At 63.3% G+C, this 15,197-nt stretch carries 15 protein-coding genes; 1 reads left to right on the plus strand and 14 read right to left on the minus strand.

What is annotated here, in order from left to right; genetic code table 11:
• Positions 1-14: 14 nt before the first annotated feature.
• From AB4048_RS04120 to yajC, 3 genes are all read right to left on the minus strand, one after another.
• The gene (locus AB4048_RS04120) at positions 15-875 is read right to left on the minus strand and encodes a phytoene/squalene synthase family protein (protein WP_442200706.1); all 861 of its coding nucleotides are present in this window, start codon (positions 873-875) and stop codon (positions 15-17) included.
• Between the two features lie 17 nt (positions 876-892).
• Positions 893-1,279, minus strand: coding sequence for an Mth938-like domain-containing protein (locus tag AB4048_RS04125; protein WP_442200648.1), 387 nt, complete (start codon positions 1,277-1,279; stop codon positions 893-895).
• A gap of 164 nt (positions 1,280-1,443) precedes the next feature.
• Complete coding sequence (gene yajC, locus AB4048_RS04130) at positions 1,444-1,794, minus strand: preprotein translocase subunit YajC (protein WP_442200649.1); 351 nt, start codon at positions 1,792-1,794, stop codon at positions 1,444-1,446.
• Positions 1,795-1,998: 204 nt separating this feature from the next.
• On the opposite strand from yajC, the gene AB4048_RS04135 reads away from it, so the two are divergent.
• Positions 1,999-2,871, plus strand: coding sequence for an ATP-binding protein (locus AB4048_RS04135; protein WP_442200650.1), 873 nt, complete (start codon positions 1,999-2,001; stop codon positions 2,869-2,871).
• A 69-nt stretch (positions 2,872-2,940) separates the two neighbouring features.
• Here AB4048_RS04135 and AB4048_RS04140 read toward each other — a convergent pair whose 3' ends face one another.
• From AB4048_RS04140 to AB4048_RS04190, 11 genes are all read right to left on the minus strand, one after another.
• A complete protein-coding gene (locus tag AB4048_RS04140; RefSeq protein ID WP_442200651.1) occupies positions 2,941-4,542 on the minus strand; it encodes a peptidoglycan DD-metalloendopeptidase family protein in 1,602 nt (533 codons plus the stop codon).
• Between the two features lie 140 nt (positions 4,543-4,682).
• Positions 4,683-5,336, minus strand: coding sequence for a protein-L-isoaspartate(D-aspartate) O-methyltransferase (locus AB4048_RS04145; RefSeq protein ID WP_442200652.1), 654 nt, complete (start codon positions 5,334-5,336; stop codon positions 4,683-4,685).
• 10 nt (positions 5,337-5,346) lie between these two features.
• Positions 5,347-6,105 carry a 5'/3'-nucleotidase SurE gene (surE, locus tag AB4048_RS04150; RefSeq protein ID WP_442200653.1) on the minus strand — a complete coding sequence of 253 codons (759 nt, stop codon included), beginning with the start codon at positions 6,103-6,105 and terminating at the stop codon, positions 5,347-5,349.
• Positions 6,106-6,115: 10 nt separating this feature from the next.
• Positions 6,116-7,399 (minus strand): serine--tRNA ligase, encoded by a 1,284-nt coding sequence (gene serS, locus AB4048_RS04155; RefSeq protein ID WP_442200654.1) that lies wholly within the window; start codon positions 7,397-7,399, stop codon positions 6,116-6,118.
• 107 nt (positions 7,400-7,506) lie between these two features.
• Positions 7,507-8,334 (minus strand): twin-arginine translocase subunit TatC, encoded by an 828-nt coding sequence (gene tatC, locus AB4048_RS04160; RefSeq protein WP_442200655.1) that lies wholly within the window; start codon positions 8,332-8,334, stop codon positions 7,507-7,509.
• Positions 8,331-8,936: a Sec-independent protein translocase protein TatB gene (gene tatB, locus AB4048_RS04165; protein ID WP_442200656.1), complete on the minus strand. Its 606-nt coding sequence runs from the start codon at positions 8,934-8,936 to the stop codon at positions 8,331-8,333. The genes tatC and tatB overlap by 4 nt, the downstream gene beginning before the upstream one ends.
• Before the next feature lie 54 nt (positions 8,937-8,990).
• Complete coding sequence (locus tag AB4048_RS04170; protein ID WP_442200657.1) at positions 8,991-9,191, minus strand: twin-arginine translocase TatA/TatE family subunit; 201 nt, start codon at positions 9,189-9,191, stop codon at positions 8,991-8,993.
• Positions 9,192-9,374: 183 nt separating this feature from the next.
• On the minus strand, positions 9,375-10,076 hold the full coding sequence (gene scpB, locus AB4048_RS04175) for an SMC-Scp complex subunit ScpB (protein ID WP_442200707.1): 702 nt from the start codon (positions 10,074-10,076) through the stop codon (positions 9,375-9,377).
• Between the two features lie 28 nt (positions 10,077-10,104).
• Positions 10,105-10,950 carry a segregation and condensation protein A gene (locus tag AB4048_RS04180; protein WP_442200658.1) on the minus strand — a complete coding sequence of 282 codons (846 nt, stop codon included), beginning with the start codon at positions 10,948-10,950 and terminating at the stop codon, positions 10,105-10,107.
• A gap of 31 nt (positions 10,951-10,981) precedes the next feature.
• Positions 10,982-11,995 carry a beta-N-acetylhexosaminidase gene (gene nagZ / locus AB4048_RS04185; RefSeq protein WP_442200659.1) on the minus strand — a complete coding sequence of 338 codons (1,014 nt, stop codon included), beginning with the start codon at positions 11,993-11,995 and terminating at the stop codon, positions 10,982-10,984.
• 112 nt (positions 11,996-12,107) lie between these two features.
• Positions 12,108-15,140, minus strand: a complete 3,033-nt coding sequence (locus AB4048_RS04190; RefSeq protein ID WP_442200660.1) for an SPOR domain-containing protein — start codon at positions 15,138-15,140, stop codon at positions 12,108-12,110.
• Positions 15,141-15,197 lie beyond the last annotated feature (57 nt).

Here is a 15,197-nt window from a genome sequence, read left to right on the forward strand (position 1 = left end):
CGGGACAGCACTCGCTAGAGTTTGCGTGTATAGGCCGAAAGCGCCATGCGCAGCTGCCGTCGCCATTGTGGTTGCTGTAGCGATTGGCCAAGGATGCGAGCGCCGGCCTTCTGCGCGTGCAAAAGCACCGGCTCTGCAAGCGTCACCGGCAGGAAGGCGGGGAATACCGACCGTGCAACAGGTCCAGCCGCCCTCGCCTTCGCGAGGTGCTCCAGCCCAAGGCCAGCGAACGCATCGATCGCGGCGGATATGCGCGGCGTGTCCTTTCCGGCAAGGAAGCCGTCGCGATCAAGGCCGGTCGCCTTCAGGATTTCCTGCGGCAGATAGACCTGTCCTCGGCGCCTATGCAGCGGCATGAGCAACAACAGCCCGGCAATTGCCTGGGCCACGCCCGCGTGACCGGCGGCATCCGCGGACGCCCTTGCGTCGCCCGGAGACAGCACGATGCTTGCAAGCTGGATGAGCGCGGACGCCGTTTCGCCCGCATAGCCCTCGAGAGAGCTGCGCGTCTCCATCGGATCGTCGTAAAGATCAAAAATGCGCGCCTCGGTCATGTCGATCAGGCTCTTGACCGGCAGCCGGTGCTCGCCGACCACCTCAAGCAGGGCAGCGGCTATCGGATTGGCCGCGCTCGATCCGTGCGCCTGGCCTTCGAGCAGGTCGCGCCAATACTGCAGGCGGACTTCGCCCGGCAGCGGCTCGTGCACCAAGTCGCGCACGCGCGCCAATTCCGCATTGAAGGCATAGAGCGCCGCCAGCGCGCCGCGCTTGTCTGCCGGTGACAGCAGACAGGCAAGGTAGCGGTCGCGATCGGTCTCGCGCAGGGTTTCAAGGCAGATGTCTGTGTTGCTGCGAACGGCGGCGTTCATCGTCATCGTCATGCCACGCCTTGTCAGACCGCGATCAGGGCGGCCGCAACGGCCCGCGACTCGGCAAGCATGATGTTGAAGGTGCGCACGGCGGCACCCGTGCTCATGGGGTCGGATGAAATCTGGCGCGCCCGCAACGCCGCCTTGAGCTCCGCAGGCAGTACCCGCAGGTTCGGGCCTGTGCCGACAAGCAACACCTCGATCTGCGCCGCCTCGTCGAGCACCTTCTGGAAATGCGCAGGCGTGAGCGCGTCTTCAAGCGTCATGTCCCAGCCGTAGATGCCCGATGGAAGGCACAGCAGGGAGCCGCGATGGGACATTTCGGCAAAGCGGAAGCCGCCATTGCCATAGGCGTCGATCGGCGCGCGGCCTGGAAAATGAGCTTCGCGGATTTCTATACCTTTTGCCACGTTATCGTACCGCCCTCTCGCCGGGCTGGACCCCGCCCGCGGGCTTTTCCTTTTGCTTGGCGTCAGGCGAAATAGGGTCGCGACGCAACCCGTTCCGGCCCGCCGTTATACTGAGCTGCCGCCATGCATGGGCGCGTCTATCACAACGCGCCCGTGCCGGAACACTAAGCCGCGTCTGCCTTGACCGGTTCGCCCTTGACGCGCACTTCCGAGATGGCGCTGCGCACGACGCGTACACGCACGCCATCGGCGATTTCCACATCCAGTTCCTTGTCGTCGACGACCTTGAGCACCTTGCCGACGATGCCGCCGCCGGTCACGACCTGATCGCCACGGCGGATGTTCTTCAGAACATCCTCGCGCTTCTTGGCCATGGCGCGCTGCGGACGGATGAGCAAGAAGTACCAAACGACCATAAGCGGCACAAACAGGAACAGCATTTCCATGCCCGAGCCACCGAAAGCGCCGGCTACGGAATCTGTCGCGCTCTGCGCATAGGCGTTAGTGATAAACATTGAAAACTCCCTAGAAGTCACCGCGGGACCACTGCCCGCTGAGCCGCCGGACTATAGTTGCGATGATGATGAATGCAACAAAAACAACAGCCGACCGTACCGTTTTCCCGCCCCTTTAGCCTTTCGGCATGCAAGGGCTCGTGCTACCCGGCGGCATAGAGCAACATAGTACTACTTTCCCCACGAGTTTTCTGGAGGAATACGGTGACAAACGACCAGACCACCTTGATCCTGACTGAAATCCGCCGCCTGGCCGATGCGCTTGACCGGCTTGCCGGACCGCCGATGGCGCTCAACGATTGGGACGCGGCCGACTGCTTCGTCTGGGCGCCGGCACGCCTCCATCTGCAGCCAGTTCCGCGCCCGAACCGCGTGGCGTTGACGCTCATCCGTGGCGTCGATCATGTCCGGGACATCCTGCACGAAAACACCCTGCGTTTCGCCGACGGTTTTCCGGCAAACAACGTGCTCCTCTGGGGCGCGCGAGGCATGGGCAAATCTTCGCTGGTCAAGGCGGTGCACGAAGATGTCCGCAGTGCAACCGGCGTGTCGCTGAAGCTCGTCGAGGTGCACCGCGAGGATATCGCCACGCTGCCGCAGCTGCTCGACATGCTCAAGACCACGCCTCACCGTATCATTCTCTTCTGCGACGATCTTTCCTTCGACCATGACGACACGGCCTACAAATCGCTGAAAGCGGCGCTCGACGGCGGCATCGAAGGCCGGCCGGAGAATGTGCTTTTCTATGCCACATCGAATCGCCGCCACCTCCTGCCGCGCCACATGATGGAAAACGAACAGTCGACCGCCATCAATCCGTCGGAGGCGGTGGAGGAAAAAGTATCGCTGTCGGATCGCTTCGGCCTCTGGCTCGGCTTCCACAAATGCAGCCAGGAAGACTACCTGCGGATGATCGACGGCTACGCCGATCATTTCAAGCTCGGCGTCGAGCACGAAGAGCTGCATCGCGAAGCGCTTGAATGGGCAACCACGCGCGGCGCCCGCTCCGGCCGCGTTGCCTGGCAATATATTCAGGACCTGGCCGGGCGCCGGCGTATCGTTCTCGATCGCGACTGATCGAAAGGGAAGAACGACAAAAAGCCCGGGGTTACCCGAGCTTTTTGCACACTCCTTGAAACGCACTACCTACTCAAGGAAAGTCATCGGATTGACTGGCGACGCATTCTTGCGCACCTCGAAGTGCACCTGCGGCGACTTGGCATTGCCGCTCATGCCCGAGGTCGCGAGCGTCTGCCCGCGCTGAACCTTCTGGCCGCGAGCGACGCTCAGCGCATCGGCATGACCGTAGACGGTGACCGTACCGTCGTCGTGGCGCACGAGAACGGTGTTGCCGAGTTCCTTCAGGCCGTTGCCGGCATAGATGACAACGCCGTTTTCGGCGGCCTTGATCGGCGTGCCCTGGGGAACCGATATATCGATGCCGTCGTTGCGGCTGCCTTCGACGTTCGCACCGTAGCCGGCGACGACGGCACCGCGCACCGGCCAGCGATATTTGCCAATCCCCGTTGCCTCAGGCGCCACGGACGCGACGTCCGACTTCTCGGCGGCGTCATCGACCGATTGGGTCGCAACGACAGCAGCCTGCGCGGGAGCCGAAACCGTTTGCACGGGCTCCGCGACAGCCTTCACCACGGGTTTCTGCGAAACGATCGAGGCAGTCTTGACTGGATCTGCTGCCGGAGCGGTCGCTCCGTGCGGCAGGTTCAGGGTCTGTCCAACACGGATGCCACCCTTGCCGAAATCGTTCGACGCTTTCAGATCATCGATGTTTGCGCCGGTCGCCTTGGCGATCTTGGCAAGCGAATCGCCCGGCTTGACGACATAGGTGCCGCCGCCTGGCAGCCGGCCTTTGCCCGCGCCGGAGGCGATCTTGCCGGCCGATTGATCGGACTGCGACTTGTCACGCAGCGAATTTCCCGAAGGCAGCATGGCCGAATTCTGGTCCTGGCCCTTCGCCGGAGCTGGCAGTTGCCCGCCCTTGGAAAGGTCAGTCGCCGCGGAAGCGACCTTCGCGGCGCTGGCGCCGTTCATGGTCGGAATGATGATCCGGCGGCCCGGCTCGGCGGAATTGACGGTCTTCAGCTCATTCGCCCTCAAGATCTCCTTCGCGGGGACGCCATAGCGGCGCGCCAGCGTATCGATCGACTCGCCGGGACGAAGGGTGACACTCGGCGCATTGGCGGTTGTCCAGCCGTTGGCTGTCTTTTCCGCACTCGCCTGCAGGCCCGCCGGCGCAAGCCGCTGGGCGGCCGGCGCAGAGAGCATTTTCTTTACGGCGGGCTGCGGTTCGGCGAGCGCCGCGCGCTGCGTGCTGACTGCAACGGGAGCCGACGAAGCGGTCGGGGCCGCAAGCTCGGCGCGCTGCACGACCGCCGGAGCCGACGCGGCGCGTGCCGCTGACGGATTGTAACGGGGGGCTGGCGCGTTGGGATATGACTGGTTCATCGCCGAGCCCTGACCCGAGTAGTCCTGCTGGACCTGCCCGGCGGACGCGACATCCTGGCTCGGAACCGGATCGCCATCGAGACCACTCAGATTGCGACGCGGGATCGAGCTTGTCGTTAGATTGTCCGTACCGGAGAAAAGACCTCCGAAACGCGACGAATCCGAACTACAGCCCGTGGCAGCGCTCGCCAGGAAAGCTGCCATCAGAACTTTTCCTGCCGACTTACCGACGCTTGACGATACACTGAAACCCATGACTCGACCCACTTGAGACGCCACCATTCGCAGGTCTGATTAGAGCGCGTTAATCTTACCATGGGGTTAAGGCACTGGCGTCGCGGGCGTTTTTTTGAGGAATCGCTAACCATAGACGCGAATCGGGCGCGGAAGCGACAGATCGCCCCTGCCGAGCAGTCCAAATCTCAGAGATAGGAGGCGAGCTGCGGCACGATCGGCAGGTATGGAGCGTCGAACAAATCCTCGCGTTCGAAGCGGCTGCCGGTCTTTGTGAGGCGCACGAGGCGGCACTCATTCTCGGAAATCATCAAAGGCGCAATCATGGAACCGCCCGAGGCCAGCTGGTCCGCATAGAAGCGCGGCATGGCATTGAACGCTGACGTGACCAGGATCCTGTCGAACGTTCCCTCGCCCGGCATTCCCGCGCTGCCGTCCGCGTGCCGGATGACGATATTGCGCAGACCGAGATCGTCCATGCGCCGCTGCGCCGCCGCCGTCAGCGTCTTGTAGCGGTCGATGGTCAGCACCCGCTCAGCCATCCGGCCCATCACCGCCGCGGTAAAGCCGCTGCCGGTACCGACCTCCAACACACGATGGCCGGGCCTGACCTTCAGATGATGCAGAATGCGCACGACGAGGTCGGCGCCCTCCATGAAGGACCCGCAGTCGAGGGGAATTGTGCAACTCGAATAGGCATCGTCGGCAAACTGCGCCGGCACGAAAAGGGAGCGCGGCGTCTGCTCGACCGCGGTCAGCAGATCGATGTCGGATATGCCTTCGGCGCGCAGCCTGAGGACTACCGCCGCAAAGCCTTCCTTCTCGACCAGTCTGTGTGCCACTTCGCCACTCCTAAGCCAGTGCCCGCGCCACACGATCCTGCACCGAGTAATCGGTCAGATCGAGTTTCAAAGGAGTAACCGAAATACGATTCTGTCTCAACGCATGGATGTCGGTACCGGGGCGGAAATCCCCGCTTCGTTCGCCGAAACGCAGCCAGTAATACGGAAAGCCGCGACCGTCGGCGCGCTCGTCCACCTGGAGATTGAAGGCAAGGTTGCCCTGGGCGGTCACTTCGGTGCCCTCCACCTCTTCGGGACGGCACTTCGGAAAATTCAGGTTGAGGAACGTGCCGGTCGGGAGATCGACATGCATGAGCTTGTCGAGGAGTGCCGGTGCGTGCGTCTCGGCGACCTCCCACGGCACGCTGCGCCGGCCGTCGTCATAGATATAGGCCTGGCTTAGCGCAAAAGACCGCACGCCCTGTAGCGTACCCTCGATCGCGCCGGCGATCGTTCCGGAGTAGGTCACGTCGTCGGCAACGTTGGAGCCGGAATTGACGCCGGAAAGCACGAGATCGGGCTTGCCGTCCAGCACCTGCCGGATGCCCATGATGACGCAGTCGGTTGGCGTGCCGCGAAGCGCGAAATGCTTGTCCGACACCTGGCGCAGGCGCAGCGGTTCCGACAGGCTCAACGAATGGGCAAGCCCGCTCTGGTCAGTTTCAGGCGCCACGATCCAGACGTCGTCGGAAAGGCTGCGGGCGATGCGTTCCAATGACGCCAGCCCCTCTGCGTGAATGCCGTCGTCATTGGTCAGAAGAATACGCATCGTGCCCGCCTTACGCCGCCCGTTCTATCTTCTTCAAGCCGCCCATGTAGGGCAGCAGCGCGTCTGGAACAGTAACCGATCCGTCGTCGTTCAGGTAGTTTTCGAGAACGGCGATCAGCGCCCTGCCGACAGCGACGCCCGATCCGTTCAGGGTGTGAACGAACTTCGTCGCCTTGTCGTCCTTGCCGCGATAGCGCGCGTTCATGCGCCGGGCCTGGAAATCGCCGCAGACCGAGCAGGACGAGATTTCGCGATAGGCGTCCTGCCCCGGCAGCCAGACCTCGATATCGTAGGTCTTGCGCGAACCGAAGCCCATGTCGCCGGTGCACAACGTCATGGTGCGGAAATGCAGGCCGAGCCGCGTCAGCACCGCTTCGGCGCAGGCCGTCATGCGCTCATGCTCGGCGATCGCGCTTTCGGCATCCGTGATCGAAACCAGCTCGCACTTCCAGAACTGATGCTGGCGCAGCATGCCGCGCGTGTCGCGGCCGGCAGATCCCGCTTCCGAACGGAACGAAGGCGTCAGCGCGGTGAAGCGCAGCGGCAGCTTCTCCTGCTCCAGGATCTCGCCCGAAACGAGGTTCGTCAGCGTCACTTCGGCGGTCGGGATCAGCCAGCGGCCGTCAGTCGTCTTGAAAAGGTCCTCGGCAAACTTCGGCAGTTGCCCGGTTCCGAACATGGCGTCGTCTCGCACCATCAGCGGTGAGCTGACTTCGGTGTAGCCGTGCTCGGTGGTGTGGAGGTCGATCATGAACTGCCCGAGCGCCCGCTCCAACCGGGCAAGCTGGCTCGTCAGCACCGTGAAACGCGAACCGGAAAGCTTTGCCGCGCGCTCGAAATCCATGTAGCCGAGCGTCTCGCCGATCTCGAAATGCTCCCGAGCCGCATGGTTCCAGCCGGGCTTCTGCCCGACGACGCGCTTGACGACGTTGTCGTGCTCGTCCTTGCCGACAGGCACGTCGTCCAGCGGCACGTTCGGAATGCGCGAGAGCGCGTCGTTGAGTGCAGCCGTAAGCTCGCGCTCTTCCACTTCGGCGGCGGGAAGGGACGTCTTGATCTCGGCAACCTCTGCCTTCAGCTTCTCGGCGAGTTCGCTGTTCTTCTGCGCCATCGCGGCGCCGATCTCCTTCGAGGCGGCGTTGCGGCGCGTCTGCATGTCCTGGGCGGACTGGATGACGGAACGGCGCCTTTCATCGAGAGCGATCAGACTTTGAGACTGAGCCTCGGCACCGCGCTTTGCCAGCGCCGCGTCGAGGGCCTCGGGATTCTCACGGATCCATTTGATATCGAGCATCGTCGTTCCAGATCGCCAGATGGGAGAAAAGCCCCGGCGGGGACCTGACGGAGCACCCGGCCGGTGGTCGAAACCGGCCGCGCTTCAAGGGTCAGCTGGCCGTCCGCTCAAACGTTGTCCGTCCGGGCAACGTCGGTCGACTGGCCACTCTCGTCGAGCGCACGCCGGCTACGCTGGCGCTCCACGAGTCGCGCCGCATAGATGGAAATCTCGTAGAGAAGGATCGTCGGGACTGCAAGACCGATCTGGGACATCGGGTCGGGCGGCGTCAGCACCGCGGCGACGATAAAGGAGAGGACAATCGCGAATTTCCGCTTTTGCGCCAGCCATTCCGAGGTGATCAGCCCAACACGGGCAAGCAATGTCGTGATCACCGGCAGCTGGAAGACAAGGCCGAAGGAGAAGACGAGCGTCATGATGAGGCTCAGATATTCGGAGACCTTCGGCATCAGCGAAATCGCCACCTGCCCGTCGACCGGCGCCTGCTGCATCTTCAGGAAGAACCACATCACCATCGGGGTGAAGAAGAAATAGACGAGCGCCGCGCCCATCAGGAACAGGATCGGCGATGCAATCAGGAACGGCAGGAAGGCGTTGCGTTCGTTCTTGTAAAGTCCGGGTGCCACGAACTTGTAGATCTGTGCCGCAATGATCGGGAAGGCAATGACCAGCGCGCCGAACATCGCCACCTTTACCTGCGTGAAGAAGAACTCCTGCGGCGCCGTATAGATCAGCTCGGATTTGGAGAGATCCAGCCCCGCCCAGATCACCGCCCATTTGTAGGGGTAGACCAGATAGTTGAAGAGATGCTTTGCGAAGGCGAAGCAAGCCACGAAGGCAACGAAGAAGGCTGCCAGCGACCAGATCAGTCGCGTCCGCAGTTCCATGAGGTGTTCGATAAGCGGCTGGGGCTTATCGTTGATATCACCGGTCATGCATTGTCCTTCTTCCTAGGCGCGACGCGCTTCTTGGGTGCGGCCGGTTCCGGCGCGGGCACGGTGGCCACGCTCTTTCGCGGTGCGCGTTTCGGCTTTTCAGCGGCGATCTCCACGGCCGGAGCGGCCGCTGCGACCGCGCGCGGCTTGCGAGCCGCCTTCGGCTTTGCAGGCGCTTCCGCCACAGTCGTCGCTGTTGCGACCGGCATCGGAGCAACGGCGGATGCAGCCACAGCACCTAGGCTCATCGCCGGTTCGGCGACCGCGACCGCGGGCGTCGCCGCAGGCGGGGCGTCGACCGTGGTCGACCGTTGCAGATCGGCCTTGATATCGTGGCCCATCTGCCGCAGCGGATCCATCGCTTCGCGCAAGGTATTCATCGGATTAAGCTTCTGTGCATCGGCGATCGTCTGCCGGACGTCGTCCAAATCCGCTTCGCGCAGCGCTTCGTCGAACTGCGCGCGAAACTCGCCGGCGACCTTGCGCGCGCGCGTCGTCATCTTGCCGAATGCGCGAAGCATTGGCGGCAGGTCCTTCGGACCGACGACCACGATGAGAACCACCGCTATGACAAGCAGCTCGGTCCAGCCAATGTCGAACATGAAAGGCTCCTGAAAAGACGCCGCGGCAGAGAAGGCAGCAGCGTCCGAAGATAATTACTTCGTTTCGTCGGCCTTGTGATCGACGGTGCGGTTCGCTTCGGCGCGCGCCGCTTCGTCTTCGTCGGTCATGCCCTTCTTGAAGCTCTTGATGCCCTTTGCGACGTCACCCATCAGCTCGGGGATCTTTCCGCGACCGAACAACAACAGCACGATGACCAGAACGATCAGCCAGTGCACCATGCTAAAAGAACCCATGCCTATTCTCCCTGTTTTTTGTCATTCCGATGTAGGATGTTTGCCAATCTTTTTCAAACACCAAAATATGCGGCGGATCGGCATCCATGCGCATCGAGTGGCATTGCGGCAGTAAGCGCTCCGAAGATCGGAAACGCTTTCTTCCAAATTCGCATTTGCAGGTGGCAAAACAAAGACCGGCCGTCAATCCTCCGCGCCGCCAGGCGCCAGCAAGCCCAGTTCTTCCAGGTCCAGCTGCGTGATCGGATCCTCGTCCTCGGTCAACTCGTCGTTTGTCAACGGCGAGGGTATATTGAAATTCGCCGGTATGCGCCCGGAAAGCAGCCCCGCCCCCTTCAACTCTTCGAGACCAGGCAGGTCGCGCAGCTCCTCGAGCCCGAAATGGTCGAGGAAGTCCTTGGTCGTGCCGAGCGTCACCGGACGCCCCGGCGTGCGCCGCCGGCCGCGGAAGCGAACCCAGCCCGCCTCCATTAGCACGTCGAGCGTGCCCTTCGACGTTTGAACGCCGCGAATATCCTCGATCTCGGCGCGCGTCACCGGCTGGTGATAGGCGATGATCGCCAGTACTTCCAACGCCGCGCGCGAGAGTTTCTTGACCTCGTTCTCGTCGCGGCGAATGACGAAGGAGAGGTCGGCGGCAGTGCGAAACGCCCAGGAGTCGTCCACCTGGACGAGGTTGACGCCGCGGCCGGCATAGGCAGCCTTCAGCCGGAGCATGACGGATCGCACGTTTAAACCTTTGGGCAGGCGATTGGCGATGAAACCTTCCGAGACCGGCCCGGCCGAGGCAAAGACAAGGGCTTCGGCGATGCGTTCCGCCTCCAGCGTGCCGCGTTCGTCGATCGGGCTTTCCTCTGCCTCGCTGTCGCGCTCGTTTTCGGGGATTTCTTGGGGCTCGGACACGCGCCCTCTCCTATTCCGCAGCCTGAAGCGTCTCGTGGTTGGGGCCACGGCGCATGAATATCGGCTGGAAAGCGCCCTCCTGACGGATCTCCAGCGTTCCCTCGCGCACCATTTCCAGCGACGCTGCAAAGGCGCTGGCGATCGCCGTGGCGCGCTCGGCAGGATCGGCCAGGTAGCGCAGCAGGTAGTGCTCGAGCGCAGTCCAATCGACGATCTCTCCGATCATGCGGGTCAGGATCGTCCGGGCATCGGCTAGCGACCAGACGCGTCGGCGCTCGATCGTCACCTGCGTGATCGCCTGTCGCTGGCGCAAGCCGGCATAGGCCGTCAAAAGCTCGTAGAGGCTCGCGTCATAGGCCGACTGGCGACGGTCGGGAATGTGCTCCGGCGCGCCTCGTGCGAAGACGTCGCGGCCAAGCCGATTGCGGTTGACGAGGTCGGTCGCCGCATCGCGCATGGCTTCAAGGCGTTTGAGGCGAAAGGCGAGCGTCGCCGCCATCTCCTCGCCGCTCGGGCCGTCATCCTTGCTCTGCTGCGGGATCAAGAGCTTGGATTTCAGGTAGGCGAGCCAAGCCGCCATGACGAGATAATCGGCCGCGAGCTCGATACGAATGCGCCGCGCGCTTTCGACGAAAAGCAGATATTGCTCTGCAAGCGCCAACACCGAAATGCGCGACAGATCTACCTTCTGGGTGCGGGCAAGGTGCAGCAGAAGGTCCAACGGCCCTTCAAAGCCGGCGATATCGACAACGAGCGCCGGCTCCTGGCTGGAGCGTTCAGCGGAACCCTCCTCCTGCCACAGCCGATCCATGGGCGTTACCCCTTGGCTCGTCTCCGCGCTCTTGACCTTGTTCAACGCCGGTACCCCGTTTCCTATGAGGACTGTTCTAGACAGTCGCGAACATCGCATCGAATTCCGCGCGGATCGCGGCTTCGTCCGCTCCGTCGCCGCGACCGAAAGCGGCTTCGACCGCCTTCGCGCGGACGAGCGACTGACCCGCCAGCGGTCCGACATTGTGGACGACCTGTAGCATCTCGTTCATGACGCCGTTGCAATGCAGCACGATATCGCAGCCACCCGCCAGAATATTGGCAGCGCGTTCACCGATCGTGCCGGCAAGCGCGTTCATCGAGGTATCGTCGGAAAGCAGCAATCCATTGAAGCCGATATAGCCTCGGATGATCTCCTGGATGACCCTGTGCGACGTCGTCGCCGGATTGTGCGGATCGATGTCGGAAAAGACGACGTGGCAGGTCATGCCCATCAATTCGTCCCTCAGGGCAACGAAGGGCGCGAAGTCATGCGCCTCCAGCTCGGCCCGCGGCACCGCGACAACAGGCAACTCGTGGTGGGAATCGGCAAAGCCGCGGCCATGGCCGGGGATATGCTTCATGACCGGCAGCACGCCGCCGGCCTTCAGGCCTTCCGCCGCCGCCCGTCCCATTTCGGTCACCGTCTTCGGGTCGCCGCCGTAGGCGCGATTGCCGATGACATTGCTGCTGCCTTCGACCGGCACATCGAGTACCGGCAGGCAATCGACGTTGATGCCGAACTTCAGGAGATCAAAGGCATGCAGCCGCGACATCAGCCATGCCGCGCGCAATCCCGCCTCCCGGTCGCGCCGGTAGATATCGCCGAGCGCCTGGCCGGAGGGGTAGTGTTGCAGGATCGGTGGACGAATGCGCTGCACCCTTCCGCCCTCCTGATCGATTAAGACGGGCGCAGCGCGGCCGACGCTGTCGCGCAGTGAGGCAACGAGATCGGAAATCTGCTCGGGCTCGGAAATATTACGGCCGAAGAGGATGAAGCCCCAAGGCTGCTCGCCCGCATAAAGGGACTTCTCTTCCGATGTAAGGGATAGGCCGCTGCAGCCCAGGATCATCGATTTTGATTCGGTCATCCTCGAATCATAAGGGACGCCGGTGAAATTGCGAGTGACGTCAAGTTTGCATACACAAAAAACAACGGCGAGCCCGCGCCCGCCGTTGTTTTCATTGCTATAACGTCTGCCTTTACTTCGATATGAGGCAGGTACCGCCGACCTGGCGGAGCTTCACGCAGAGATCGGCGGCCTCATCCTTCGAGCTCGCCAGGACGCGAACGCGATAGTAGGTGCCCTTGCCGGCAATATCCGCCCGCTTCACCTCGGTCGAGTGACCGCCGATGACGGACGCGAACTTGGAAGTAAGGCTGGCCTGCGACTTCCTGGCTTCGGCTTCGGAAGGCAGAGAGGCAATCTGCACCGCATAGCCGCCCGCACCGGCAGCAGCTGAGGGCGCGGCCTTGACCGGTTGCGTCGCCGGGCTCGCCGACGCGACCTGGGTCACCGGCTGTGCCTTCGGCTTGTCTGCAGCAGCTGCGACCACAGGCTTGGCGGCGGCAACAGCAGGCTTCTCGGCGACAACTGCGGGCTTCACAGGTTGCGTCGCTGGGGCTGCCGGCGCAACGGCGCTCGGGGTTGCCGGCGCGGATGCGACCACGGCTGCGGCCGGCTTGGCCACGCCTTCGGTCTTTGTCGTCTTCACGACGCGGATCGGCGTGCTCTCGGCGCTTGCAGCATCGCTGTCGGCTGCCTCGGCAAGCGCTGAAGCGGGAGCGGATGCGGCCTTCTCGCTGGCCGGACGGAGGGTCGTCGACGCGACCTTGCCGCTGGTCTTGTCGATCGGCGGTGCGGCGGGAGAAGCGGATGTCTTGACCGATGTGTCGACGGTTGCCGGCGCGGCATCTTCGCGAGCGACAAGCGTACCGTCCGGCTTGACGATCATGGTTCGCACCTTGCGCGGCGAGACCGACGGGATAGCCTGATCGGTGTCCGCAGCGGCGGTATCGGCACCGGAATCGTGGTTGGGCAGCAGGCGGGGATCTTCCGTTTCGCCGACGGGCGTCGGGCTTGCCTGCATCTCCGGATTGTCGCTTTCGTCGGGCGCTTCCGTCTCCAGCGTCTTCTGGACGACGTCGATGGGCTGCTCGGCCGAGGCGATCAGTTCCTTCTGTTTCGGCGCGGCTGCCGCGTCGCCAGCGACACGATCGTAAACAGCCTTGTCCTGGTTGGGCACGACCTTGCCACCCGGATCTTCCGGCACGACCTTGACGGGGTCCTTGTCGGCGGTGATCACGCGTGGTTGGCCGGCTGCAATCCCGATTGACGAGCCGCCCGAGACCCACTCGCGCACGCCATAGACGCCGACGCCGAGGACGACGATCGCTGCAATTCCGGCAGCAAGGCCCCGCATTGAGCGGACGCGCCGGCGATCGGCGACGGCACTCGCGGATTCCAGCGTCATGCGGGTGGCGGCTTCCGTGGGGCCGGGGCTCGAAGCCTCGCGCACGCTCCGGCGGAAATCCTCCTCCAGCGCCCGTTCGAATTCGTCGAGCTCGTCGTCCTTGCTTGGCGCAGCGGAGACCTTGGCCACAGCATGCTTGGCCCAGGCCGCGGGCATTGCCGGATCGGCAGACTTTGCCGGCGTCACCGCTTCGCTGACTTCCGCCTTCTCGGCCGCGCTGAACAGGCTTGCCATTTCGGCGTCAATATCGAAATCAAACTCCGGCGAGACCGCGACCGGCTCTTCGTGGTCGGTGTGCGGCAGAGCCGGCACATGGGTGCCCTCGAACGTTTCGAGGCGCTCGCCCGTGTCGGAAATTTCCGACGGATCGAAGGGAAGCGGCTGGTCTGCATCTTCTACAACCCGGCGTCCTCCCGACATCGGCGCCGAAGCAGGCGCGACGGCTGCCGGAGCAGGCCGATCGGCCATTTCTGGCCGTACGGCTTGGGCGAATTGCGATGCTGCGACCGCAGCCGCCGCAATCGTCGGGGTGATCGGCGCCGGACGGGAACCCGGGGCCGCAGCTACGGGCTGCGGAGCAACCTGGCTCGACTGGGATGACCGGAAATCGAAATCAGCCAGTTCCAACTCGATGCCTGCGAGATCGAGTTCAAAATCGTGGCCGGCAAAGGGATCTTCCTCGTCCGCCGCTTTCGCTTGCGGCTGGACAGCAGACGGAGCCGCCGCCACAGGCACTGCCTGCCGCACGGGCGCAACGTCGGCTACCGGCGTCTCTATGGACGGCTTCATCGCGTCACGTTCGGGAACCGGATAGCGGGAAACGTCGTCCAAGAGATCATCGATTTTGCGCGACAGCGAGGCTGGTTCGTCGGCGTAGGCCGGCTCGGTCAGCGCGGCATCCGCCTGCACGGCGCGGGCATCACCCGCAGCCGCGGCAAGATCAAATACATGCTCGGATGGAGCGACTACGGGCTCGGCGACCGTCTCGGTCGACTGATGGGCGACCTCTACCTCGTGACGATCCTGTTCGGCAGGAAAGCCGAGGGTCGGCGACTGCTGGGATCCAGGCGACGCATCGAGCGCCGGCAGATTTTCCTCAACGACCACGACCGGCTCGGGCTTCACTTCCAGGCGACGCGCCGTATTGAAATTGGCAAGCGGCAGGCGAATGCTGGCAGCGGCCCATTGCGGGGTGCGCTGGGCAGGTGTCGGGGACGAAACCGGAGCGATCGACATTTCCAGCTCGTCGGCCAGATCCTGCGCCTCCGAAGCCAGCGCCTGGGGCGCTGCTGCAGCAGGGGGGATCCCGTCACCGTAGACAGGCGCGAGCTCGACTGCCGGCACTTCCTCGAACTGCCAGCCCGAGACTTCCTCGGCCTCCGGTTCGACTGCCGTGAATTCATCTGCCCGATCGAGGGCGGCGAATTCCGGATCGGCGCGCTCGGCCTGCACTTCAGCCACGATGGGGGCTTCGAGATCCGCCTCCGGCTCAGACTGAGCATGGCGGTGAGCCTCAACGTCGTCGGAGGGGATGACGATGTCATCAACGGGACTCAAAGCCGGCGCATCATAACGCTCGAACTCGTGCAAAAGCTCGTCTTCGAGGTTGAACTCCGGCTCCCGGCGAGGAGCGGCCTGCGCCGCGGGAGCAGCGGACCGTTCGTCGAAGCCGACGATACGGGCGAGTTCCGCAAGCGGATCATCATCCGCAAAGAACTCTTCTTTTCCGCTTGCGCGATACGCCAACTGTTTTTCAGCCATCACCAAATCCACTCGCAAAAGCAAAACGCTTAATGCCAGCGCATTATGGGGAAAAGG

Source organism: Rhizobium sp. RAF56, assembly GCF_052113965.1.
Classification (GTDB): domain Bacteria; phylum Pseudomonadota; class Alphaproteobacteria; order Rhizobiales; family Rhizobiaceae; genus Rhizobium.